Source organism: Gardnerella sp. 2492 (genome assembly GCF_050320365.1).
Classification (GTDB): domain Bacteria; phylum Actinomycetota; class Actinomycetes; order Actinomycetales; family Bifidobacteriaceae; genus Bifidobacterium.
Genome location: NZ_CP186952.1, coordinates 228,607 through 253,285 on the forward strand (window position 1 = coordinate 228,607; position 24,679 = coordinate 253,285).

Below are 24,679 nucleotides of genomic sequence, written 5' to 3' on the forward strand. Positions count from 1 at the left end.
AGCGTTTTTGTAAAGAACACAAGCTTATTTGTGCATAGAAATTGATAATATTAAAAGCCGTAATCTCATTCAAGGAGTTCTTAACTATGCCTTCGCACCGTCATGCAACTAAACAGTCTTTCGACCCTAGAAAGGTAAAAGAGCATATTGTTGAAACTCCTCTGAAAGAGGAAATGAGCAAATCTTTTCTTGAATACGCTTATTCTGTAATTTACGCGCGTGCTCTTCCAGATGCTAGAGATGGTATGAAACCTGTGCAGCGACGCATTGTGTATCAAATGGGAAATATGAACTTATCTCCGGATCATGCGTATATGAAGTCTGCGCGCGTTGTTGGTGAAGTTATGGGTAAGTTGCATCCTCATGGAGATTCTGCAATTTACGAAGCTATGGTTAGATTAGCTCAGCCATTTTCGTTACGTCTTCCTTTAGTTGACGGTCACGGAAACTTTGGTTCGCTTGATGACGGCCCTGCAGCTTCACGTTACACAGAAGCTCGTCTTGCTCCTGCAGCATTAGGTATGAATGCTGATATTAACGAAGACACTGTTGATTTTGTGCCAAATTATGACAACAAATTGAAAGAGCCTACTGTTCTTCCTGCTGCTATACCAAATCTGCTTGTAAATGGTGCTTCTGGTATTGCTGTTGGAATGGCAACTAACATGGCAACGCACAATTTGGGTGAAGTAGTTGCTGCAGCAAAATATGTTATGAAGCATCCTAATGCTACTTTGGACGATATTATGAAATTTGTTCCAGGACCAGACTGGCCTGGTGGCGGTATTATTATCGGGCGAAGTGGAATTCGTGAGGCTTACGAAACAGGTAGAGGCGCGTTTACTACTAGATCTACTACTCATATTGAAAATATTACTGCTCGTAAAAAAGCGATTATTGTTACAGAACTTCCGTTTATGGTTGGACCTGAGCGTGTTTTGGAGCGTATTTCGCAAGGTGTTAAAGCAAGAAAACTAGATGGTATTTCTGGAGCAATAGATTTAACTGATCGTCACAATGGCACCAGACTTGTTATAGAAATAAAAACAGGTTTTGATCCTAACGCAGTTCTTGCACAACTTTTTAAGCACACTCCACTGCAAGAAAGTTTTACAATCAACAATGTTGCATTAGTTGACGGCAGACCACATACCATGGGATTACGCGAACTATTAGACGTTTGGATTTCTCATCGCAGAACTGTTGTTCGTAGAAGAAGTGAGTTTAGGCGTAAAAAAGCTCAGGAACGTTTACATTTAGTTGATGGTTTGCTTCTTGCATTGCTTGATATTGACGAGGTTATTCAGGTTATTAGATCTTCAGAAGATGCAGATAGCGCAAAAACTAAGTTAATGAAAGTATTTGATTTAGACGAAATTCAATCACAATATATTCTCGACTTGCGTTTGCGCAGACTTACTAAAATGAGTCGTATTGAGCTTGAATCTGAGCGTGAAGATTTACTCAAAAAAATTGATGAATTGAATCAAATATTAAGTTCTGAAACTGAGCTTGACCGTGTTGTTATATCCGACATGGATAATGCTGTAAAACAATGGGATACTCCTCGTAGAACTATTCTTCTTGACGAGCAAGAAGATGGTAGTTTTGCTCCAGTTGAAATAAAAGGAAATAAAAATACTGAAGATTTAGCAATACAAGCGGTTAATTCTGCTAATAAACTTACTTCTGCTCAAGCTGATTTAGATGCAGCTGCAACCGCTGCTAGAAAAACTGGAGACTCACAAGCCGCTGCTGTTGCTTTACAGTTAAGCGACAGTCCTTGCGCAGTAGTTTTAAGTAATTCTGGACTTATTGCACGCACTAGCATGGAAGTATTAGAACGCTGGAATTCTCACAGCAATAATGTTTTTGATACACCATGTTCCTCTATTTTTGCTACAACTACTAGATCAACTTATGCGCTTATTACTTCTGCAGGAAGATTAGTTCTTGCACATGTGGCAGATTTGCCGCAATTAACTGTTGAAGAAGGAAAGCCAGCTTCTCTTACGCATGGAGTAAAAGCGCAAGAATTACTAACATCAACGGAAAGTACTGAACCAATTAAAGGCGAAATTGTTGTTTCAGCAGTCGCATTAGATTCTTCAAATAATCCAACACCACTTGCGTTAGGAACAAGAAACGGCGTAGTAAAAAGATGGAATTGCGAAGCTCCAACAACAATGGACTCTTGGAGCATTATTGATTTGAAAGACAATGATGTGGTTGTATCAGCTGCACCAGCAAAAGATAATGATCGTTTAGTGTTCATTAGCACAGATTCTTCGCTTCTAACATTTGACGCTAAGCATGTTCGTCCGCAAGGAAGAACCGCAGCTGGCATGGCTGGAATACGATTAGCTGAAGGAGCTCGCGTAGCAACATTTGCAGTAGTGCCAGAAGATGCTATTGAATGGCATTATGAGGAAGGAGAAAACGGATTGTTCTCCGCAACTGGCACAGTCGTATTCACAGTAGCTGGAGATAGTGAAGCTCTTCCTGGGACTGAAAATGGTGCTGCAAAATTAACGCCATTTGAAATGTATCCTACTAAAGGACGTGGCACTGGTGGCGTGCGCTCGCAGAGATTCCTTAAAGGGCAAAATACTCTTATTCATGCATACGTTGGCTATTATCCGTTACATGCCGTTAGTGAAAGCGGTTCTGTAGTAGAGCTACCTAAACCAGATATGCGCAGGGATGCTTCTGGAACTGAACTTGTGTCGCTTATTGCTCACATTGGTTAATTGTGCTTAACTGATGCTATTGGTGTAATCGTATGTTAATAGCGCACGATAATTAATACAGTAATTAGCACAGCAACTAAGCACAGCAATTAACATTTGCTGCGCTTAGTCGTTACTGCGTTAAGTAGTTGCGAAAAGAGTTTTGCAAAGCTAAATTTTCACAGTCAACTTTTGCAAGTTCGAAGCAAACGCACGTGCATAAAAGTCATTACAGCGAGAAGAACAAGCAAATAAGCTGGAAGTAGAATCATAGAAATATTTTGTGCAATTAGTCCAAAAATCGCAGGCATTACCATAGATCCAATATATGCGCTTGCCATTTGCATGCCAACAATAGCTTGAGACTTATCTACTCCAAAATAATGAGGCGTTGAATGAATAATGCATGGATAAACTGGAGCGCATCCTAGTCCAACAATTACAAATCCTGCAATAAGCTCAATATGATTCGGCAAAGGCAACAGCAATACCAGAATTCCCACAAGCATCACGCACTGACCAATACGAATCATAGTTGCATCGTTAAAACGCATAGTAAGGAATCCGCTTACAAAACGACCAAACGTAATACCAACATAAAACAAGCTTGCCCAACCTGCCGCAATAATACGGCTAACTCCCCCATGCAAAACCATGTAACTACTAGCCCATAATCCTGCAGTTTGCTCCAACGCACAATAGCAAAAGAACATAATAAGAATATTCTTAGCTCCCGGAATGCGCAAAACTTCCGCATAAGATAGCATCCCAGAAGATTGTTGCTTTAACTCAGTAAGATTATTCGGTTCTTTTCGTGTATTATTTTTCCACAGCGGCAAACTTATTAATAGCACAAAAGTTAGTGCAATTTGTATAACAGCTATATACTGATACCCTGCAGACCAGCGCTGACCGTGCGAAAGCGCAAAACCCATAACATAAGGGCCTGCAGAAGCTCCAATTCCCCACATGCAGTGAAGCCAGCTCATGTGCCAGCTTTTATAGTGCACTGCAACGTAATTATTAAGAGCTGCGTCCACTCCTCCAGCACCTAAACCGTATGGTATAGCTAGAAAAATAAGCACAAGATAATTTGGTGCAAAAGAAAATCCTAGTAAAGCTAAAGCTGTTAAAGCTACCGAAATAAGCGTAACTTTTCCAGGACCAAACTTATGCGTAAGCCTATTAGATAGCAGCGCAGAAACAATCGTTCCTGCAGAAATAACCATTGATATTCCGCCAGCCCAAGAAATTTGAGCGCCAACATCGTGGCTCATAGCCGGCCACGCGGCTCCAAGAAGAGCATCCGGCAAACCCAAACTAATAAAAGCAAGATAGATAACAGCAAGAAGAAGGTTAATCATATTCACTCATCAATTCATAAAACGAGTTATAAGTTTTAACATTATGATTTAGGTAGGATTAAAAACGCCAGCAATATAACATTTACGAATTGTTTTTCTCACTAGATTCATGTATCTCATCAAGCAAATCTTCCACCAAATATCCGTCACTCATGCAATGCATATCCGAAATGCCATTGCGCATTAAATCGTAAGTAACCGAATGATAAAACACGTCAAGAGCCTGCTCATAGCTCAACCCAGCACGCTCAGCTAAAAGACTTACAACCCTCGCATACTTCATTTGCAACAAAACAGGATTCACCTTCAAAATCCATCACTCCCCTAAAAACTTGCCACACCTTTTTCACGCATAAAGGAAATAATGTCATTTGTAATATACTCTTTGCCTTGAGTGTGCAAAACATCATAAGATGGAACAATATAAGACATAAGAATATTACTTTTCTTAGTCAAAGCATCATACGTATCGCGAGGGTTTTGATTAAGCTTCTTAGCAACATTTTCAATACAAAATATTGCAAAATCAAGCTTATCTTTGTCAAAGGCCTCTTGCTTATTGTCATTCATCTTCAAGATCTTTCAAAAACTCATCAAATGAACTGTATGTTTTCGCATTAGGATCATATTTCAGTTGCTCAGCTTCTTCAAACGCAGCAAGCGTATCAGCATTAGGAATATGATATTTCTTGCAAAGAGCACAATCTGTTGTAGATAGATCAGAAATTGCATCTAAATCAGTCATATAGCCCTCCTACCGCAAAATATGCGTTACTGGAAAAGACGAAATCAGCAACAATAAAAATGATACAATATTCAAAAACATAAGCAATACTGTAAGTAACCAAATGAGTTCAACGCCTTATTTAGACTAAATAAAAGTTTCAATTTATATTTTATTGCATATCATCTTAAAGCATAAAAACAAATCAAACAAAAATATTACACTAATAAATTTTATTTTAGAATGCTTATGAAATTATTTATGCATCAATAGATGCATTTTTCTTGATAACTGCACCTATTTTTTGTATCATAAAAAAATCGTAGATTATAATAATAGACTTTAGAAATGAGCTTCAATAAATGAATACAGATAAAACATTTTGCGAAGAGTGCAGGAATAATGTTGAGTACTCAACAAAATCCGTTCCAACGACTGCATCTATTAAAGGAAAACAATATTCCGACACTGGCACAGAAGCACACTGTAAAGAATGCGGTTCTGCCGTATACGTACCCGAAATTATCGACGCGAATCTTCGAGCATTGTATGACGAGTATCGCAAAGAAAACAACATCATTCCGCTTGATGAAATCAACGAAATACCTGCAAAATACTCAATAGGTAAACGACCACTTTCGTTGCTACTTGGCTGGGGCGAGCAAACATTTTCTAGATTTGCAGATGGAGACATCCCCTCAAAACAATATTCTGACATTTTGCAACGCATTTATAATGACCCGGAATATTACTTGCAATTATTAATCAGTAATAAGAATAATCTGAAATCTGCGCTTAGCTACGAAAAAAGCTACAAGGCAACTCAAAAACTAATAGACGAATCACAAAATAACTCTGCGAACAATAACTTTGATAGCAATAAGTCGAGTGACAAAATAAACGATATAATACAATACTTGCTTATAAAGTGCGAGGACATAACTCCCTTAGCACTGCAAAAATCCTTATACTACATACAAGGTTTTTACTTTGCGTTCTATAAATCGTTTATATTTACCGATGATTGTCAAGCATGGGTTCATGGACCTGTGTATAAAGACGTCTATTTGCGCTATAAAAACTACACTTTTGATCCAATAGATTCACCAATTGCGGAAATATCAGGTATTAAATCATCAGAAAAATTAGCTGATTACAAAAATACTCAAAAAAGCGACATTACGAGACTTACAGCGGAACTAACAACTACATTATCAGCTACAGAAAAAGCAGTATGCGATAGCGTGATTGAAAATCTTTGCTGCTATAGCGGTAAAGAACTTGAACGATTCACTCATCATGAGGAGCCTTGGATACTTACTCGCGGCAATCTAAAAACTGATGATTCATCAGATAAAATAATCAGCAAAAAGATAATTGGCGAATACTTTGCGAAAATAAAAGAAAAGTACAATATGATAAATCCAGATGACATTCGCCAATATGCGAAAGATATGTTTGCCAGTAAATAGTTATTTAAATAACTAATCTACATATAAATCCTCCTGCAGTAATTCACTAGACAGGAGGATTTTTGTGTAAGTAATTTACGCGCAATCAATACTCGTGAGTAATTCACGTTCAATATAATTTATTTCACTTATAAACAAAAACGTTTATATAACAAAATCAGGTATCGATTTTGGAACGATCGAAGTCATCAGCGTTATCAACAATAAACTGTTTGCGCGGAGGAACATCATCGCCCATCAGCAAATCGAACACTTCGCTCGCCTGCTGAGCATCTTCCATGCGAATCCTTCGAAGCATACGGGTTCTAGGGTCCATGGTTGTGTCTGCAAGCTGATCCGCATCCATCTCACCCAAGCCCTTATAACGCTGAATATCGCTGTTAAAATCAATGCCCTTAGCTTGCAAATCATCAAGCTTTCCAGCCAATTCGTCGTCTGAGTAAGTGTAAATATACTCACCCTTGTGCTTTCCAGCGAGCGCAATTCTGTGAAGCGGCGGCACTGCAGCATAAACGTGACCGTGCTCAATCAGCGGACGCATATAACGGTAGAACAGCGTTAGCAGCAGAATACGAATATGCGCACCGTCAACATCTGCATCGGTCATCATAACAATCTTGTTATAACGCGCTTGCGAAATATCAAAACTTGCGCCCGATCCTGCTCCAACAACCTGAATAATTGCAGCACACTCCTTGTTTGAAAGCATTTGTGCAAGACTTGCTTTTTGCACGTTCAAAATCTTACCGCGTATTGGAAGAAGCGCTTGGAAAGCAGAGTTACGAGCAGCTTTTGCAGTACCGAGTGCAGAATCACCCTCGACGATGAAAAGTTCTGCAACATCGTCATTTCCAGGCTGGCAATCAGAAAGTTTTGGCGGCATTGAAGCTGACTCAAGCGCATTCTTTCTGCGAGTAACTTCCTTAGTTTTACGCGCTTGAATGCGCGCATGCATTTCGGAAACTATTTTTTCCAAAACTCTGGCAGACTGCTCTTTGAATCCTCGCTTAGATCCGGAAATCATTTCTCCAAATTGAGCATCGGTCATTTTTGTAACGATTGGCTTAACTTGAGCGGTTCCAAGAACATCCTTAGTTTGACCTTGGAATTGAGGTTCAGCAATTCGAACAGTTATAACAGCAACCAGTCCTGCTGTAATATCATCGCGTTCAATTTTTGTATTCGAATCTTTAAGATTGACTTTTAGCTTGCGCGCGTTATCTTCCACAGCTTTACGAATTTGCTTAGTCAATCCTTGCAAGAATCCGTCTACGTGCATGCCTCCGCCAGGAGTTTCAACAACGTTTACGAAACTAATAATCGTTGAATCGTAACCGTTTACCCAACGCATTGCAATATCAACGCCGCATTTACGCGTCACTTGCTGGGCATGTAAATCTCCTGCAGAATCAACGGCTTGCGTTTCTTCTACATACGTATCTTCGCCAGAAATGCGCCAAATATCGGATACTGCTTCACCTTTTGAAAGAAAATCAACGAAATCTTTAACGCCACCATTATGCAAAAATTCAACTACTCGAGGATGATGCTTATTTTGCATTGAGTTAGCAGATTCAGAATTTGCAATAGACTGCGCAGCTGATTCTTCAAATTCAGCCTCTTCAGATTTATCGTATTCAGACTCACTATCCTCAGACGCATCTTCGTCTTCCAACGTTGATTCAGATTCTAATTCTTCAAATTCAGCCGCAGTGTCATCGCTATTATCAGGCTTATTTTCAAAAAGATTATCTTCTACTACATTGTCTTCCGAATCTTCCGGCAAATCAATTTCTTCGATATTTGCCGATTCACCTTCAGGAACATGTTCGTCAATAACAGTAATTTTTAATCCTGGAACTAAGAAACTTGTTTGGCGCACGCGAGCAATAAGCTGCTCATAGCTAAAGTGTGCAGTTGAGTTAAAAATCTCAGGATCAGCCCAATATCGAACTCGAGTACCTGTAGTTTTTGGAGAAACAGTGCCGATAATCTCAAGCTCAGTAGGTTTATTCTTACGCGTACGCTTAAACGGAGAAGCTGGAGACGGATGCATTGGATCTGCATCATTATAAACGCCAGGATGTCCTTGATGAAAAGCCATGTGATGCGTTTTGCCATCTCTATCAACTTCAACATCCAAACGTAAACTTAAAGCGTTTACAACAGAAGAACCAACGCCGTGCAATCCACCTGCAGCATTGTAAGAAGCATTACCAAACTTAGCTCCAGCGTGAAGCTTAGTTAAAACAACTTCAACACCTGTAAGTTTTGTTTTAGGCTCAACATCTACTGGAATACCACGTCCATTATCCGCAACCTCAATAGAACCATCATCGTGAAGAGTAACAATAATATGATTGCAAGCGCCAGCCAAAGCCTCATCGACAGCATTATCAATAATTTCCCAAAGGCAATGCATTAAACCTTGGCTGTCAGTAGTACCAATATACATACCTGGACGTTTTCTCACAGCGTCCAAGCCTTCAAGCACAGTCAAGCTATCAGCATCATACTGTTCTCGATCTTTATTAGAGACCACTTTTACCCCTTGCACAAATTACTGATATTAAGCAATAAGTGTCGTATTTCCACTTGCTTTTATTGCAGCAAAAATACGACACTCCAACAAATATTTTCAACCAATCACTGATCTAAGAAGTCACGCAAAGTTTGCGAGCGCGAAGGATGACGCAATTTAGACATAGTCTTCGACTCGATTTGACGAATGCGCTCACGCGTAACACCATACACTCGACCAATATCGTCCAAAGTCTTTGGCTGACCATCTTCCAAACCGTAGCGCATCTTAATAACGCCGGCTTCCCTAGGTGCCAAAGTTTCCAAAACTTGCCTAAACTGTTCCTGAAGAAGTGAGAATGCAACAGCATCTGATGGTGCGATTGCATCGGTATCTTCAATCAAATCACCGAACTCAGAATCACCATCTTCACCCAAAGGAGTGTGCAAAGATATAGGTTCACGACCGTACTTTTGCACTTCTTGCACCTTTTCAACAGGCATATCCAATTCGCGTGCAAGCTCATCTGGCGTAGGTTCACGACCTAAATCTTGAAGCATCTGACGCTGAACCCTAGAAAGCTTATTAATAACTTCAACCATGTGCACTGGAACTCGAATAGTACGAGCCTGGTCTGCCATAGCACGAGTAATGGCCTGACGAATCCACCAGGTTGCGTAAGTTGAGAACTTAAAGCCCTTCTTCCAATCGAACTTTTCTACAGCACGAATTAAACCGAGGTTACCTTCCTGAATCAAATCAAGGAAAAGCATTCCCCTACCCGTATAGCGTTTAGCAAGAGAAACCACAAGACGCAAGTTTGCTTCAAGAAGATGATCTTTTGCTTTCTTTCCGTCAGCAGCAGCCCACTTAAGTTCGCGCTTGCGCTTAAATTCCATATGATCAATCTCAGTATCAAGCAAATGCTGAGCATACAAGCCAGCCTCAATACGTTCCGACAAATCAACTTCCTGCTCTGCGTTAAGCAAGCTTACGCGACCAATCTGCTTCAAGTAATCTTTAACAGGGTCTGCAGTAGCACCAGTTGCTACAACTCTGCGCTTTGGATTTCCAGAAGGAGTTAGATTATCATCGTCATCATCATCGCGCACAATAAACGCGCCTTTAGCCTGCGGAACTGGTGGAACCTCAGGCTTGGTTTCCTCTGAATCCTCAACGTCGTCAATCTCTTCTTGCTCATCAACAAGATCATCTACAACATCATCAACATCACTAAGATCGTCTACGTCATCAATGTCAGCAGGCTGAATGTCATCTAAATCATCCAGCGTCATATGATCTTCGTTATCAAGGCTTTCGTCAACATCATCTAAATGATCTTGCATGGTTTCGGAATCGTCAAGCGTCATTTCATCACTCAAATCGTATGCGTCCGTTTCTGTTTTAGTGCGGCTTTTGTGAGAAACTGCTGATGACGAAGAATTAGTCTTGCCTTTACTAGAACTATTGTTTTTACGCGAATCGTGCGTAATATTTTCTTCACCATTTTCAAGCTCTTCGGCAGACGTTTTAACTTCGCTCGTCAAACTGTTCCTCCTGCAGCACTCCTTGCTTATACCATAAGGATATAGTTATAGCAAGGGCAATTTTTCACCTTAAGCAGTTAACCATCTTCTAAGGACGATTATTCCCAAGATTCTTTGCGCGGCGTGGCGAATTTTGAGCACCACGCTGGTTGAATATTATGCTCGTGCGCTCCTCTTACAATTTTTGCCATTGAACAATCTGGATCAATTGCCAAAGCTTTATTAACATAAGCATCTACTTCTCCAATACTGAACCACCAGCAGATATAAGAAAGTAAAGCGTAAACTTGTACTGTTAGCTCTGGTATATCTTTCACTACATATGCCATTGATTCAAGCATATGTTTTGCATCTAAAGCTTTACAAATATTTGGAACTGTACATTCTTGAGTAAATTTTTCTTCTAAACAATTACGCAAATTTCTCGAAATATCCGGAGTATGAGTCATCCATGCCAAATCATGCAAAGACTCTTCGTTATACCATTTTCTATTTTCATCCAAAATGCACATAAGCATAGCATCTCGAACGTTAATGTTATGAAACATTGCAATAGGCAGTGCAATAAAGTCGTGCCCAACTAGCGTTTCGTCTGGATCAGAGAAAGTTTTAAACCAGTTTGTAAGTGATTGAGAAGAAATTGAGTAAGTAGCAAACTGTTTGCCACTTTTAGAAATTTTTCTCAGAAAATATTGCGAAAGTTTTGGCACCCAAAATCGCAAACCATTAATCCACTCATCTTTTTCACTGTTATTATGCGAAACGTACTCTCTAGAAAAATTTAACAAAATACTGTATCTGTTATCTAAAGATTCGTAATCAAAATTTTCTGCCGATTCTCCAGCGAAAATTTCTAAATCATCAAAAGTTGATAGTGCTTCTTCAAATTCGTTTGGATTTTTTAGAAAATCTTGATTACCTTTTGCATAAATATTTGCAAGATTTTTAATATCAAAGTCGTCTACACTATTAAACAATGGGCGATTAAGAACATCCGATACCATGATTTATTCCCTTCTTTTCTTTGTATTGCATTCCCCGCATGCAAGATAGTTTTCTTTCACCAAATTCGTTATTTTCAACTTGGTAATGCAAGTTTCTCAATATCACTAAAAGTAAGCAAGAAAAATTTTATATTTTGGTTATAAGCTTGCTTAGCACTACAAAACACTAGGTTTACATTGTCTCCGGTATGTGGATAACTTCATATTATGGATGTTGATTCAAACCTGACACTTATAGAAACGCGCATTAGCGAGCTTATTTCAAATCAATTCCAATCTGAAGCTTGCGAAAATCTTACTGCAAGTTGTTCTGAAATTTTAAAAACTGTTATAACTCAAGCAATTTCTTCGAGTGAAGGTGGAAAAAGATTACGAGCTTTGCTTCTTCTTTCTGCTTTTGACGCAGCTTACAATCAACATTTAGATGATAAAACTGATTCTTTAATAGACAAAAATTATAATAATCTCGAATTTCTTACGAAAAAAACAGCTGTAATAGACGTTGCTTGCGCTTTAGAAGTATTCCAAACTGCTGCTCTTATTCATGACGATATTATTGACGAATCTTCTTTAAGAAGAGGCAAACCTAGCGCATACTGTGCTTTAAGCGAAGTTTGTAAGAATAAGCATATTGGTACCGGATTAGGTCTTATGCTTGGAGACATACTTGCAACAGAAAGCTTTGATATTACTAGAGAAGCGTCAAAAAAACTTTATAATAGTCAAGATTTGCTTTCCTCATTTGCTGATATGCAAAAAAATGTTGGCATAGGACAAGTTCTTGATTTGTCTATTGAATTGATGTCTTTGGACGACCCAAACCAGTTAGCTGAATCATCGATTAATGTTTTTCGTTGGAAAACTGCAAGCTATACGACTATTGCTCCAATTGAACTAGGATTACTTGCTGCTGGAGTTGATACTGCTGCAGCTAAGAAAACAGCTAAAAATGTAGGCGAACCTTTAGGTATTGCTTTCCAGCTTGCTGATGATTTATTAGATATAGTTTCTGATACTTCACGTACAGGTAAGCCTATAGGCGGTGATATTCGTGAAGGAAAACGTGCTGTACTTCTCGCCGATGCTCTTTCTCTGGGAAATCAGAATGAAAAATTGCTACTTAAAAAAGCATACGAATCTGAATATAGAAATAATGATGACGTTAAAAAAATTATAGAAATATACTATTCAACCGGAGCTATTGAAAAGTCTAAGCACAGAATTTACAAACTTTGGCAGGAAACTTTATCTGCTATAAAAGATTCTCCTCTTAAAGCAGAAGGTAAGAATAAGCTTATAAGTATGGCAGAAAAGTTTATACCTTCAGATTGGAGAATATAGTACCTAAGTATATAAACGCAAAATAGCGTCACGTAGATTATTGCGTATAGTTTTACGTGTAGTTTATGCATGATTTTACGTAAAAGTCCTTAGATGAATCTTGCGAAAGTTGCGTTTTTATAAGTTACTTAGGGCACAAATTTGTAAAAAAGCGTATAAATATTAGAAAAAACACGATATAACTACCATTGCATACTGTTATGCTTGTACACTCATAAGTAGAAACAATCGTAAGCACATAAGGATTTGCAACATATGGACGAAGCTACAAATACGCAACCAGGCATGTGCATCGAAAACCGTTACCGTATTGTGCGAAAAATAGCAGAAGGCGGTATGGCTACGGTTTATCAGGCACAAGATGAACGGCTCGGTAGACCAGTTGCTATCAAAATAATGCATACGCAACTAGCTCAAGGACTTCATCGGCAGCAGTTCATTGCTAGATTCCGCAGAGAAGCTACTTCTGCTGCAGCTATAGCAAACCCACATATAGTGCAAGTGTATGATACTGGCGAATATGATGGACTTGATTATCTAGTTATGGAATACGTTCATGGCGTTAATTTGCGTTATGAGATGAACGTTCATGGTACTTTCACAGTGAAAGAAACTTTGCGCTTACTTGCTGAAGTTTTAGACGGATTATCTTCTGCACATCAAGCTGGTGTTGTTCATAGGGATATAAAGCCTGAAAACATTCTTATTAACGACCGCGGTCACGTGCAGATTACTGATTTTGGTTTAGCTAGAGCAATTTCTCAAGCTACACTTTCTTCAACAGGTCTTCTGCTTGGAACAGCTGCGTATCTTGCTCCAGAAATGATTGAAAACAATCTTGCCACAACTCAGGGTGATCTGTATTCTGCTGGAATGATGGCTTGGGAAATGCTTGCTGGGCGCGTACCTTTTAGCGCAGATAATCCTGTTACGCTCGTTTTTAAGCATGTTCATGAAGACACTCCGTCTCTTTCCACTGTATGCGAAGGAATAAGCCCCATTGTTGCTGATTTTATTTCTTCTTTGACTCAGCGAGACATGCATAAACGACCTGATGACGCAACTATGGCTTTAGCTAAGCTTCGTAGTATTAGTTCTAAACTTTCTCCTGAAGATTGGAAGTATAGGCTTCAAAAAGAATATCAGGCTGACGAAGAAATCGATTCTAACGAATCTCCTGTTAATAAATTAACTCGCACTGCAGAATCTTCCCAAGAGCCACCAATACCGCCTACTACCCCAATGGTTTTATCGTCTGAAGATGATTCTAATAATAATAACAGTGCTCAAAGTGACTCAGATTATAAGACTTATCAAACTATAACGGATGAGATTAACCGTGATGAGCAGGAACCAATATTTACAAATGACTCAACTTTAGAAGCAAGCAATAATGCTGATTCTACTAAAGCGAGCGATTCGGTAGGTGCAAGAGAATTCTATTCTGATTCTGACTCTACTAGAAATATTTGGAATAATAATAGAAACGCTTATGCGAGTAATCAAAATACTTTAGAAGATTTTTCTAACAATTCCTACTCTGATCCATTAGAGCAGTTTAATGATAATAATCTTCCTACTACTGCTTTAAACTCTCACGAACTTAGAAAGCTCACTCAGCTTTCTGCGGAAAGTAAGAATAAAACTACTGAAAGAATTTCTAAAGGTTCTAAAAAATCATATAAAAAAGTAGTTATTATTTTAGCTTGCTTTGCTTCTGTTGCAGCGTTATCGGTTGCAGGAGGATGCTACTGGTATTTCGCTGGTCCTGGAAGCTACTGGTCTTTGCCAAAACCTGATGATTTATCATGCAAGAATCCTGAAGTTTGTAAGATAACTAATGTGTTATGGAAAGATTATGAGCGCACTCTTAAAGTTTCTGGAATACCTTACGATATTACTGAAGCATTTGATGATGATATTGCAGCCGGTAAGATTGTAAAAACTGATCCAGAATTGGTCGGTTCTCATTTAAGCAAACATAGTAACGGTATTCTGCATGTTGTAGTTTCTAAGGGAATTCGACAGGCTACTATTCCTCAAAATATCATGGATCCTAATACTGAGGATGGTAAAAAACCTATTAAGGCTCTTAAAAAAGCCGGTTTCACGAATATTATTCATAGCTCGTCGGTTGATGATTATTCGCTTTATGTTCCAGATGGTGCTGTTCTTGCTATAAGTCCAGAACCTGGTACTCGTATGAATCATAATAAACCAGTAAAATTGGTTCTTTCAAAAGGACCTATGCCGGTTCAAATGCCTGATATTGCTAATAAAACTAAGGATGATGCTACTAGTGCGCTTCGGGAACTTAAGCTCAAAGTGACTTCTAGTGAAGAAAATAGTGACACTGTTGATAAAGGAAAAATTATAAGCACTTCTCCATCTGCTGGAACTCAGCTTCATTGGGGAGATGAAGTTAAGATTGTGGTATCTAAAGGTCCACAAACTGTTAAATTGCCGAACGTTTGCGGTAAGAACACTGATGAAGCGAGAAAAATTCTTGAAGCTTTAGGACTTAGCGTAAAAGTTCAAGCTCCTCTTGGTGATTTAATGCATGTTGTAAGATTCCAGTCTCCTGGAGTTGATACTGAAGTTCGTGTAAAAGATAGTAATGGAAACCCTACTGTAATAACTTTAACTGTTATTTAAGCTTAGTTTTCTGATTTAAACAATTCTGGCACTGCGAAAGTAACGTTCTTTTACAGTGCCAGAATTTTTAATTTGCAGCATGAAATATTTTTAAATATCAGCTTTTTATTTCTGCTTTATTTCTGTTTTGTTCCTGCTTCTTCTTTCATGCGTTGTTTTACAGTCTGCGCATACTCATTTACAAATTCTTGCCCACTCATTTCTCTAATAGAATTTGTAATTTTATCAGTGATTTCACGCAAACGTTCTCGAGTAATATCTTCAACATTATTTACTTTTTCCACCGTAATAGGTTTTCCGTAAATAGCCTGAGTTTTGCCCTTATTAGGAACTACTTTCCCTTTTGGCTGCAAATCGCGAGTGCCAATAATTGCTACAGGAATTATAGGACACCCTGTTTCTAAAGCTAAGCGAGCTGCTCCCGTGTGTCCTTTATATAAGCGACCATCTGGGCTTCTTGTGCCTTCAATATGAATACCAAAAAGTTGACCTTTTTCAAGAATCTCCTTAGCATGATTCAATGCTCCTAGAGATTTAGCTCCGCCAGATCGATCTACTGGGAATACGCCTACAGAAGTAAACCACCACTTTTTGAAACGTCCTTTTAATCCTTTACCTTCAAAGTATTCAGCTTTGCCCATGAAATGGATCATTCTAGGACAAGTAAGCGGCAGTAGTGCATCATCAATAACAGCAAGATGATTTGCTGCAATAATCGCACCGCCCTTTTTCGGCACATTTTGTACGCCTTTTGCTGTTGGATGTATTCTCATTCGAGCGATAAATCCAAGTCCCTTCACGAAGAACCAATACAGCATGCGACATCCTTTCCGCATATAGCGGCAAAATCTACGAATCAAGCAGACTTGCTACAGTAGTAGTTATGACAACTTCTAAGAATACCAACGACCCTCACCCTGCAGAACAGTCTGGTAACAAAAACCAAAATGGTTTTTCGAATAGTAAGAAAAATGATGATGAGGATTGGTCTGCTTTTCTCTCTGAGCATGAGGATGATTTAAAAGATATAATAAACTCCCGTAGTGCGAAAAATTTTGAGAAGCGTTTGCGCAAAGCTGTTATGCCTAAAGATATTTCTTCAAATAAAACTCACGAGCATAAATCTTTCTTTAATTTACGCGATTCTCGCGGACCTCGTGACAATATTCAATCTAGTTGGCTTGATGTTGATAAAACGATGGACGAGTACGGTGATGATTTTATACCTCCAGATCCGCATTTTTCTAGCCTTCAGGGCACTTTAATAGTTTTATGGCTAATATTACTGCTCGGTGTTGCTGGAGTGATTCTAGCCGCATTTTTGCCACATATTGCTTCGTATGTTGGAATATTTAGCGCATTTTGTGTTCTTATTGGTGGAGCTGGTCTTTTATCGCATAGAAGAAAGTCTAAAAATTACCAAGACTATGATGAATATGAGAATGGTGCTCGCGTATAGTTACAATTCACATATTAAAAGTTAAAACGAAAAGCGCACGAAATTATTATTTCAATTCCGTGCGCTTAATCGTATCTAGTACTTTAAGAAGATTTACTTTTCTTCATTGTGGCCGTGGCAAAGCTTATATTTTCTTCCAGAACCACATGGGCAATCATCATTCTTGTTAGTACCTGGGAATGTGCGCCCATCAGCCCAAGGAGTCTTCCACTCTTCTGCCTTTGGTCGCTTGCTTACAGGAACATCACCTTCAGCATGGCTTAACGGCTGAGGTCCTACTATTCCAGACTGGCGATCTTGTGCGTCTACTTCAGCAGAGGCTTCAGCAACATCCTCATCTACTTCAGAGTCAGATTCTTCATCTTCTGTAGTAGCAAGCTGATTGATATCAATGTGGAATAGAAGCTGAATGCTTTCTTCCTTAATTGCTTCAATCATGGAATTGTACATCTGATAGCCTTCACGCTGATACTCAACCAACGGATCTCGCTGACCCATGCCGCGAAGACCAATACCGTCCTTTAAGTAATCCATCTCGTAAAGATGTTCACGCCACTTGCGATCAAGAACAGCCAAAACTACGCGGCGCTCAATCTGACGCAAATTGTCAGCACCAAGACGATCTTCAAAAAGACTGTAAAGATTAATAACGTTATCTGCTATACTGTCACAAACTTTTTCTACAGCCTTATCGCCCTTAAGAGTTGAAACTTCCTTACGAAGCTCATCCAAAGACAACAATGCAACAGGCGCAATTGAGCTAACAGCCTTAGAAAGGCCATCCCAATCCCAATCTTTTGGCTTATCTGAACCGTTATTTGCACCACGAACGTAGCTTTCAACCGTATCTTTAATAAACTTTAAGATATCTTCGTGAATGTCTTCACCCTTAAGAACCATCTGGCGCTCAGAGTAAATAACAGTACGCTGCTTGTTCATAACGTCATCGTACTTCAAAACGTTCTTACGCATTTCAAAGTTACGAGCTTCAACAGTTTTCTGTGCGGTACGAACACCGTTAGAAACATACTTAGATTCGATTGGTTCGCCTTCAGGCAAGCCCTTTGCCATAACACGAGCAACAAGCTGAGTGTTAAACAAACGCATCAAATCATCTTCCAAGCTCAAGTAGAAGCGTGACTCACCAGGATCACCCTGACGACCAGAACGTCCACGAAGCTGATTATCAATACGACGAGATTCGTGACGCTCAGTACCAAGAACATACAAGCCGCCGAGCTTCTTAACTTCCTCATGCTCGTCTTTAACTTGTTCCTTAACTTCTGCTAAAACGCCTGGCCAACGCTTCTCGTACTCTTCAGGAGTATCGTCTGGAGAATAACCGTCAGCCTTCAACTTTGCATCAGCCAAGAACTCAACGTTGCCGCCAAGCATAATATCAGTACCACGGCCTGCCATGTTAGTAGCAACAGTAACAGCACCCTTACGTCCTGCAACAGCTACAACAGCAGCTTCCTTAGCATTCTGCTTTGCATTCAACACCTGGTGAGGAATACGAGCAACATCAAGCAAAGATGAAACGATTTCAGAAGATTCAACCGAAGCTGTACCAAGCAAAACAGGCTGACCTTTTGCATGACGCATAGCTACATCGCGCACAATAGCAGCCAACTTTTCTTTCTTAGTACGGAAGATCAAATCGTTCTTATCCATACGAATTACTGGACGGTTCGATGGTATAGGAAGAACGCCAAGCTTATAAGTACCCATGAACTCCGCTGCTTCAGTTTCAGCAGTACCAGTCATACCAGCAAGCTTGTCGTACATACGGAAGTAATTCTGCAAAGTGATTGTAGCAAAAGTCTGATTTTCAGCCTTAACTTCTACGTTTTCCTTTGCTTCAATTGCCTGATGTAAGCCTTCACTGTAACGTCGACCAGGAAGAACACGACCAGTGTGCTCATCAACAATCAAAACTTCGCCATTGGTAACAACATAATCGCGATCGCGAAGGAATAATTCCTTTGCTTTCAAAGCATTATTTAAGTATCCAATAAGAGCAGTGTTTTCTGGCTTATAAAGATTATCTATACCAAGATAATCCTCAATCTTAGCAATACCAGAATCAAGAATACCCGCAGTTTTCTTTTTCTCGTCAATCTCATAATCAGTATCACGAGTAAGTTTCAAAACAATCTTTGAAAACTCGTGATACCAGCGAGTTACGTCGCCTTCCGCAGGACCAGAAATAATTAAAGGCGTACGAGCTTCATCAATAAGAATGGAATCAACCTCATCGACAATAGCGTAATGATGTCCACGCTGTACAAGCTCACTCTTTTCCCAGGCCATATTATCGCGCAGGTAGTCAAAGCCGAATTCGTTGTTTGTACCGTAAGTAATATCTGCGTTGTACTGTTTACGACGCTCAGGAGGCTGTTGATCTGTAATAATGCAGCCAACGCTCATGCCAAGGAATCGATAAATACGACCCATCAGCTCACTCTGATAGCTAGCAAGATAATCGTTAACTGTAACAACGTGAACGCCTTTACCTTCCAAAGCGTTCAAATAGCTAGGCAATGTTGCAACAAGCGTTTTACCTTCACCAGTTTTCATTTCTGCGATATTGCCCCAGTGCAATGCCGCGCCGCCCATAAGCTGTACGTCAAAGTGACGCTGACCGAGAGTACGCTTAGAAACTTCTCGCACAGTAGCAAAGGCTTCTGGCATAAGCTTATCAAGAGATTCACCGTTGTCTAAACGCTGCTTAAACTTTGCTGTTTGTCCCTTTAGCTCTTCATCGGAAAGCGCTGAAATCTCATCTTCCAACGCGTTCACAGCCTTGGCCACATTTTCAAGACGCTTTAACTGATGTCCCTCACCCATGCGCAAGGCTTTATCGACGATATCTACCACGTTTTGCTCCCTTAAGGTCATGTCTGCGCTGACGGCCTAGCCAACGTAGACGTAAACTGTGCCTATATTACGCGACGGTTGCGATTTTTAACAACTAGCGAGTCTATACGCGCATATTTTTTATTTTATAGATTGCGAAATTTCATAAGAATGCCCGCCTAGAACACTAGACGGGCATTCGCAACCTTCTTATTTCTATTCTTCTACTTATTTACATGCTCAGGCGTGTCGATTTCAAATACGCCATAGCTCCATCCGTGCCTACGGTATACAACAGATGGTCGCATAGTTTCTTTGTTAACAAACAGGAAGAAGTCGTGACCTATTAGTTCCATCTCATACAGAGCTTCATCGATGCTCATTGGCTCTGCAATATGCAACTTACGGCGAATAACAATTGGAGTGCTTCCAACACTAACCTCAACAGATTCGCCAGGTCCTAGATCTGAAGCAACTGCAGCATCAGCACTGTTTACAACTTCTGCTTCTTCAGACTGAACAACCGTTGTCTCAACCTCAGGTTCTGCAGAACCTAAATCAACAGGCGTAATCTCTGCAAATCCGCGACGATGATCCTTACGACGATCGCGTGTGCGACGAAGACGAAGCGTAAGCTTATCAAGCGCCATATCTAAGGCACTAAATTCGTCAGCACTAGACGCTTCAGCGCGAATTACAGTACTTCCTGCAATAACCGTAATCTCTACTCGTTTCGCTGTATCTGCTTGCCGTGGATTTCCCTCAGAATTCAAAACAATCTGAATTCTCTGAGCATCAGGAGCAATTGCAGTTACACGACTCATCTTACTTTCAACAACGTCACGGAATCTTTGCCTAATCTGCGTATGACGTCCGGTAATGACGATATCCATGCGAAACCTCCTCATGTAGAACCGAACACTTATGTGCTCGATGTGAATCACTCCGACAGCCACGATGCCATCGGTAACTTCATTATATCTGTTTATTAGAGCAGAACATAGCGAGTTCTTAAATTAAATCAAAAAAATTCATATTTATTTCAGAATTTCTATCAAAATAGCGAATTTTTTACGAAACTGATATTTTCTGCTATAATCAGGAAGGTTGAGGTTTCACGATGGTCGCGGTCACAATGTTCATTCGGAGTGACTGAGGAACTTCCGGGCTCCGCAGAGCACAATGGCGGATAACGTCCGCCCAGGGCAACCTGAGAGATAGCGCAGCAGAGAATAGACCGCCTAAATATTTTTATTTAGGTAAGGGTGAAACGGCGGTGTAAGAGACCACCGGGCTTCTGGTAACAGTAAGTCGCATGGCAAGCCTCATTGGGAGCAAGGTCAAGCAGAAGACGTTTAAGAGCTGCTCGCTCAAGTCTTCGGGTAGACTGCTAGAGTTTAACGGTAACGTTAAATCGAGATGGATGACCATCCGTGCACATTAGTGCGCACGACAAAACCCGGGGTATGTGAAACCTCACCAACTAAATTAATTAAGTAAGTATAAGATTTTACTTCAATTATTATTTGCTGATTCTTGGCGCATGTTTAAAGTCTGAAAAAACTGCTAAACAATCTTTAAAAGGAGAATCAGCAGGGATTTCAACATTAATGTCATCAACAACACCATACGTTTGCATTCCAGCTTTTTGAGCTGAACGCAAAGCTGTTGAAGAATCCTCAAATACTGCGCAATTAGCAGCATTTACGTGAAACTTTTTTGCAATATCAAGATAAGTTTTATAACTATGCTTACCTTCTTCAGAAAGATCTTCCCCAAATTGCAGCAAATCAAAGCAATCTAAAATACCAAATCTTTTTAACGCAGGCTCACATAAGCTCTTAGAAAGAGTTGTTATAAGAATCATCTTTACTTTTTCAGAACGTAAATATTTGACGTAATCATAAGCACCATTTCTAAGAGGAAGATGGTTTGCATAAGCGTCAAAAGCCATATCTGACCACTCTTTAATTAAATCTTCAGGAGAGTCAGAAAAACCATAATTTTCGATAACATATTCCGCAATTTGTCGAGGATTCATAGTTGCAGTAGTATCTGCGAATATGTCAGGAACGCTAATTCCTCTCTTAGCAAAACTTTTTCTATCTATATCGTCCCAAACTCCAAGAGAATCGATAAGAGTACCGTCGAAATCAAAAATTGCCGCAAAAATAGAGGAATTATTTATCAATACCATCTGCAATCTTTCCACTGCTTAAAAGAAGTTCACGAGCATGAACTAATGAAGTTTGAGATTCACTACCGGAAAGCATTCTAGCAATTTCCTGTTCGCGAGACTCGTTATCTAGCCTAATAACAGTAGTATCTGCTACCTGACTATCAGTATCGGAAGAATCAACAATATTTTTTTGCACAGCATATTGTTCATCTGCAAAGGAAGCAACTTGTGCCAAATGCGTAACAACAATAACCTGAGCGTGTTTGGAAAGTTGAGATAATCTTTTTCCAAGTTCAACCGCAGTTTTTCCACCAACACCGGCATCAATCTCATCAAAAATAAAAGTCATTATTTTCTCATCATGCTCACTAAACTTTGCAATAACAAGCTCCAGTGCAAGCATAAGCCTACTCAATTCACCTCCTGAAGCGCTTTTGCTTATTGGAAGATCAGGAGAAGCTGGAAATGGTTTAAAAAGAAATTCAACATCATCAGCACCATTAGAATCAAGCTGAATTATGCCAGAATCATTCTTCTTATGAGAATTAACATTTACGTTTAATTTTGCACCAGACATTGCAAGAAAAGATAATTCTTCACTTACAGCATCATTAAGTTTCTTAGCAGCAATCTTTCGAGTTTCAGTAAGTCTAATAGCTATTTCAAGAGCTTTATTATATTTTTTGTTGCAATCCTCACGAGCACGCGCAATAGCTTCAGGCGAATCATCCAAATCTTCAAGTTCAAACTGAGCTTTTTCTGCCCAATCTAGTACATCGTCTAATGTTGGCCCCCACCGTTTTGTTATTTCTGTGAGACTGTGAATGCGTTCGTTTAATGCGTCTAAATCTTCTTCGTTTGCATCAACATCAAGCATTTGAGACAACTGCATCACAATATCGTCAAGCTGAGCGTGAATATCATCAAGCTGATTGGCAATATTTTCAAAAGATTTATCTACTTTCAAAGTTCGCAATGCCTGAGATGCTTGATCAATTAGCATTCCAGCATCTGAAGATTCACTAGCAGTATAATCAATCTGACTTGAATCAAGAGATGCGATTGCAGTGCTCACTGCACGAAGAATTTGCGCAGAATTCTCAATTCTATCTCTTCTATTTTTTAATTCTTCATCTTCATGAGGTCGTGGATTAATATCGTGTATTCTGTTTAAAGATTCACGAAGATAATCCGCACGCTGGCGTGCAGAAGATTCTTGATTTTCTAGTTTATTTAGCAGATTTTGAGAGTCTTTCCAATCTTTATAAGCATTTTGATATTGTTCAAAAATATCATTATTTTGCGCGACTAAATCAAGAATTTCACGTTGTTTAGCATTTGTAGCAATGCGAAGTTGATCACTCTGGCCGTGAATAGTAACCATTTGAGAGCAAACAGTTTCTAATAAAGTTTTTGGAACTGCACATCCGGAAATAGTTGCTCGCGATCTTCCTTCTTTAGGCACTGTTCTTGAGACGTACATGTCTAGCTGAGTGCTGTCTGATTCTGAAATTTCAAGATTTATGCCAGCTTGACTAATTATGTTTGCAACTTCGCTTGTTTTTGGCAAACTAAATACGCTTTGAACCCATGCTTCTTTAGCGTTAGGAGATACACGTGCCACTTCAGTTCGGGAACCAGAAATGAGTTTTATGGCGCTAAGCAGCATTGATTTTCCGGCACCTGTTTCTCCAGTAATAGCAGTCATGTGCGCTGAAGGAGTAATAAGCGCATGCGCGATTGGTCCAAGATTTCGTATTTCTAGTTCTTCAAGCACGCTGTACCTCGTTTATTTTACGTTGTTAAAATCGTTAAAATCGTTAAAATTTTTCCAAATTACTTGTTGAATCTATTATTTTTGCTCATCGCATTATTGTTGTGTTCTCGCCAACCCACTACTGGCAAATCAAATTTTGTTACCAAACGTTTAGTAAAAGGCGCTCCGGAAAGTCTAGCTAGTAAAAGCTCGTCTTTTGACTGACGTACTTGAATCCTTGAGCCTTGTGGAAGTGCTCGTTGACGTCGTCCATCACAACAAATCCAACCACCTGACGATGAATCTTCAAGAATATCAATTGTGAAAGTAGAGCCTGAGCCAATAATAAGAGGCCGAGCGAAAAGTGCGTGCGCAGCTAACGGTACAAGCTGAAGCGCCTCTACATTTGGCCACATAATTGATCCTCCTGCTGAAAATGCGTAAGCAGTGGAACCTGTAGGAGTGGAAACTATTACTCCATCGCAGCCAAAAGATGACATTTCAACGTCATCAACTCTTATTGAAAGCTCAACCATTCGTCCTCTGTCTGCTCTATCAAGCGTAATATCGTTAAGAGCCCAGTCACGAAGCGGTTCACTTTCACCTGGAAGCCAAACGTCCACATGCGCTTCCATACGCCTATCAATAAAATAATCTTTGTTTGCAATTCTTCGAATTGCTTCATCAATTTGGAAACTTTCAAATTCAGCTAAAAATCCAACATGGCCAAGATTGATTCCAATAATAGGAACAGTAGTGCAGTGAGCTAATTCCGCAGCCTGAAGCATAGTGCCATCTCCCCCAAGCACTACAACAATTTCAGTATGCTCATCAACTACATGGTTAGGTTTTTGCGCAAAATCAGAAACAGACGCGCTTTGAAACAGGTCAACGCAAAAACCTGCTTTAGTAAGCTGAGTTGTAACTTGGTTAACTACCGCACTGTGACTATCTAATCTTGCATGAGTTACAACGAGTGCGCGACGAACTTCTAAAGAAGTATCACTTGAAAAATCTTCCTTCATCACACAGTCCCCTCGTACTACTTGCACATAACAGTAACTATTGT

General features: G+C 39.6%; 18 protein-coding genes and 1 other RNA gene. 6 read left to right on the forward strand and 13 right to left on the reverse strand.

From position 1 onward, the window contains the following. Positions 1–86: 86 nt before the first annotated feature. Positions 87–2,750 carry a DNA gyrase/topoisomerase IV subunit A gene (locus ACPFYS_RS00870; RefSeq protein WP_427876992.1) on the forward strand — a complete coding sequence of 888 codons (2,664 nt, stop codon included), beginning with the start codon at positions 87–89 and terminating at the stop codon, positions 2,748–2,750. A gap of 164 nt (positions 2,751–2,914) precedes the next feature. Here the strand turns inward: ACPFYS_RS00870 and ACPFYS_RS00875 are convergent, their stop codons facing one another. From ACPFYS_RS00875 to ACPFYS_RS00890, 4 genes are all read right to left on the reverse strand, one after another. Further along, positions 2,915–4,093 (reverse strand): MFS transporter, encoded by a 1,179-nt coding sequence (locus tag ACPFYS_RS00875; RefSeq protein WP_427876994.1) that lies wholly within the window; start codon positions 4,091–4,093, stop codon positions 2,915–2,917. Between the two features lie 82 nt (positions 4,094–4,175). Continuing rightward, positions 4,176–4,376 (reverse strand): DUF3791 domain-containing protein, encoded by a 201-nt coding sequence (locus ACPFYS_RS00880; RefSeq protein WP_427877552.1) that lies wholly within the window; start codon positions 4,374–4,376, stop codon positions 4,176–4,178. A gap of 41 nt (positions 4,377–4,417) precedes the next feature. Further along, a complete protein-coding gene (locus ACPFYS_RS00885; RefSeq protein WP_427876996.1) occupies positions 4,418–4,663 on the reverse strand; it encodes a DUF3791 domain-containing protein in 246 nt (81 codons plus the stop codon). Next, complete coding sequence (locus tag ACPFYS_RS00890; protein ID WP_427876998.1) at positions 4,656–4,838, reverse strand: hypothetical protein; 183 nt, start codon at positions 4,836–4,838, stop codon at positions 4,656–4,658. Before ACPFYS_RS00890 ends, ACPFYS_RS00885 begins: the two co-directional genes overlap by 8 nt. A gap of 341 nt (positions 4,839–5,179) precedes the next feature. Here ACPFYS_RS00890 and ACPFYS_RS00895 point away from each other — a divergent pair, with 341 nt between their 5' ends. Further along, positions 5,180–6,289, forward strand: a complete 1,110-nt coding sequence (locus ACPFYS_RS00895; RefSeq protein ID WP_427877000.1) for a type II TA system antitoxin MqsA family protein — start codon at positions 5,180–5,182, stop codon at positions 6,287–6,289. 157 nt (positions 6,290–6,446) lie between these two features. Here the strand turns inward: ACPFYS_RS00895 and ACPFYS_RS00900 are convergent, their stop codons facing one another. The 3 genes from ACPFYS_RS00900 to ACPFYS_RS00910 form a co-directional block, all read right to left on the reverse strand. Beyond that, positions 6,447–8,831, reverse strand: a complete 2,385-nt coding sequence (locus ACPFYS_RS00900; protein ID WP_427877001.1) for a DNA gyrase/topoisomerase IV subunit B — start codon at positions 8,829–8,831, stop codon at positions 6,447–6,449. Between the two features lie 104 nt (positions 8,832–8,935). Then, positions 8,936–10,357 carry an RNA polymerase sigma factor gene (locus ACPFYS_RS00905; protein WP_427877003.1) on the reverse strand — a complete coding sequence of 474 codons (1,422 nt, stop codon included), beginning with the start codon at positions 10,355–10,357 and terminating at the stop codon, positions 8,936–8,938. Between the two features lie 98 nt (positions 10,358–10,455). Next, complete coding sequence (locus ACPFYS_RS00910; RefSeq protein ID WP_427877005.1) at positions 10,456–11,361, reverse strand: hypothetical protein; 906 nt, start codon at positions 11,359–11,361, stop codon at positions 10,456–10,458. A gap of 207 nt (positions 11,362–11,568) precedes the next feature. Here ACPFYS_RS00910 and ACPFYS_RS00915 point away from each other — a divergent pair, with 207 nt between their 5' ends. Both ACPFYS_RS00915 and ACPFYS_RS00920 read left to right on the forward strand, forming a co-directional pair. Next, positions 11,569–12,702: a polyprenyl synthetase family protein gene (locus tag ACPFYS_RS00915; RefSeq protein WP_427877007.1), complete on the forward strand. Its 1,134-nt coding sequence runs from the start codon at positions 11,569–11,571 to the stop codon at positions 12,700–12,702. 255 nt (positions 12,703–12,957) lie between these two features. Beyond that, positions 12,958–15,357 carry a protein kinase domain-containing protein gene (locus ACPFYS_RS00920; protein ID WP_427877009.1) on the forward strand — a complete coding sequence of 800 codons (2,400 nt, stop codon included), beginning with the start codon at positions 12,958–12,960 and terminating at the stop codon, positions 15,355–15,357. 116 nt (positions 15,358–15,473) lie between these two features. On the opposite strand, the gene ACPFYS_RS00925 is transcribed toward ACPFYS_RS00920, so the two are convergent. Next, the gene (locus ACPFYS_RS00925; protein ID WP_427877011.1) at positions 15,474–16,175 is read right to left on the reverse strand and encodes a lysophospholipid acyltransferase family protein; all 702 of its coding nucleotides are present in this window, start codon (positions 16,173–16,175) and stop codon (positions 15,474–15,476) included. A 65-nt stretch (positions 16,176–16,240) separates the two neighbouring features. On the opposite strand from ACPFYS_RS00925, the gene ACPFYS_RS00930 reads away from it, so the two are divergent. Next, complete coding sequence (locus tag ACPFYS_RS00930; protein ID WP_427877013.1) at positions 16,241–16,816, forward strand: hypothetical protein; 576 nt, start codon at positions 16,241–16,243, stop codon at positions 16,814–16,816. 93 nt (positions 16,817–16,909) lie between these two features. Here ACPFYS_RS00930 and secA read toward each other — a convergent pair whose 3' ends face one another. Next, positions 16,910–19,696 (reverse strand): preprotein translocase subunit SecA, encoded by a 2,787-nt coding sequence (gene secA / locus ACPFYS_RS00935; RefSeq protein ID WP_427877015.1) that lies wholly within the window; start codon positions 19,694–19,696, stop codon positions 16,910–16,912. Between the two features lie 203 nt (positions 19,697–19,899). Next, on the reverse strand, positions 19,900–20,568 hold the full coding sequence (gene hpf / locus ACPFYS_RS00940; protein ID WP_427877017.1) for a ribosome hibernation-promoting factor, HPF/YfiA family: 669 nt from the start codon (positions 20,566–20,568) through the stop codon (positions 19,900–19,902). Between the two features lie 215 nt (positions 20,569–20,783). Between hpf and rnpB the strand changes: the two genes are divergently transcribed. Then, an RNA gene (gene rnpB, locus ACPFYS_RS00945) (RNase P RNA component class A) lies at positions 20,784–21,158 on the forward strand. Between the two features lie 39 nt (positions 21,159–21,197). Here the strand turns inward: rnpB and ACPFYS_RS00950 are convergent. From ACPFYS_RS00950 to ACPFYS_RS00960, 3 genes are read right to left on the reverse strand one after another with little or no spacing between them, the layout of a single operon-like run. Next, positions 21,198–21,872 carry an HAD family hydrolase gene (locus ACPFYS_RS00950; protein ID WP_427877019.1) on the reverse strand — a complete coding sequence of 225 codons (675 nt, stop codon included), beginning with the start codon at positions 21,870–21,872 and terminating at the stop codon, positions 21,198–21,200. Further along, positions 21,856–23,631: a DNA repair protein RecN gene (gene recN, locus ACPFYS_RS00955; protein WP_427877021.1), complete on the reverse strand. Its 1,776-nt coding sequence runs from the start codon at positions 23,629–23,631 to the stop codon at positions 21,856–21,858. The genes ACPFYS_RS00950 and recN overlap by 17 nt, the downstream gene beginning before the upstream one ends. Positions 23,632–23,690: 59 nt before the next feature. Further along, positions 23,691–24,635 (reverse strand): NAD kinase, encoded by a 945-nt coding sequence (locus tag ACPFYS_RS00960; RefSeq protein WP_427877554.1) that lies wholly within the window; start codon positions 24,633–24,635, stop codon positions 23,691–23,693. Positions 24,636–24,679: the final 44 nt, after the last annotated feature.

Excerpts from the sequence above, each read along its gene's own strand:
- ACPFYS_RS00895 (WP_427877000.1), top strand. The coding sequence starts at position 5,180 with ATGAATACAGATAAAACATTTTGCGAAGAGTGCAGGAATAATGTTGAG.
- ACPFYS_RS00930 (WP_427877013.1), top strand. The coding sequence starts at position 16,241 with ATGACAACTTCTAAGAATACCAACGACCCTCACCCTGCAGAACAGTCT.
- ACPFYS_RS00880 (WP_427877552.1), bottom strand. The coding sequence starts at position 4,376 with ATGAAGTATGCGAGGGTTGTAAGTCTTTTAGCTGAGCGTGCTGGGTTG.
- ACPFYS_RS00885 (WP_427876996.1), bottom strand. The coding sequence starts at position 4,663 with ATGAATGACAATAAGCAAGAGGCCTTTGACAAAGATAAGCTTGATTTT.
- hpf (WP_427877017.1), bottom strand. The coding sequence starts at position 20,568 with ATGGATATCGTCATTACCGGACGTCATACGCAGATTAGGCAAAGATTC.
- ACPFYS_RS00915 (WP_427877007.1), top strand. The coding sequence starts at position 11,569 with ATGGATGTTGATTCAAACCTGACACTTATAGAAACGCGCATTAGCGAG.
- ACPFYS_RS00920 (WP_427877009.1), top strand. The coding sequence starts at position 12,958 with ATGGACGAAGCTACAAATACGCAACCAGGCATGTGCATCGAAAACCGT.
- ACPFYS_RS00960 (WP_427877554.1), bottom strand. The coding sequence starts at position 24,635 with ATGAAGGAAGATTTTTCAAGTGATACTTCTTTAGAAGTTCGTCGCGCA.
- ACPFYS_RS00890 (WP_427876998.1), bottom strand. The coding sequence starts at position 4,838 with ATGACTGATTTAGATGCAATTTCTGATCTATCTACAACAGATTGTGCT.
- ACPFYS_RS00950 (WP_427877019.1), bottom strand. The coding sequence starts at position 21,872 with ATGGTATTGATAAATAATTCCTCTATTTTTGCGGCAATTTTTGATTTC.
- ACPFYS_RS00925 (WP_427877011.1), bottom strand. The coding sequence starts at position 16,175 with ATGCTGTATTGGTTCTTCGTGAAGGGACTTGGATTTATCGCTCGAATG.
- ACPFYS_RS00870 (WP_427876992.1), top strand. The coding sequence starts at position 87 with ATGCCTTCGCACCGTCATGCAACTAAACAGTCTTTCGACCCTAGAAAG.
- ACPFYS_RS00875 (WP_427876994.1), bottom strand. The coding sequence starts at position 4,093 with ATGATTAACCTTCTTCTTGCTGTTATCTATCTTGCTTTTATTAGTTTG.
- ACPFYS_RS00910 (WP_427877005.1), bottom strand. The coding sequence starts at position 11,361 with ATGGTATCGGATGTTCTTAATCGCCCATTGTTTAATAGTGTAGACGAC.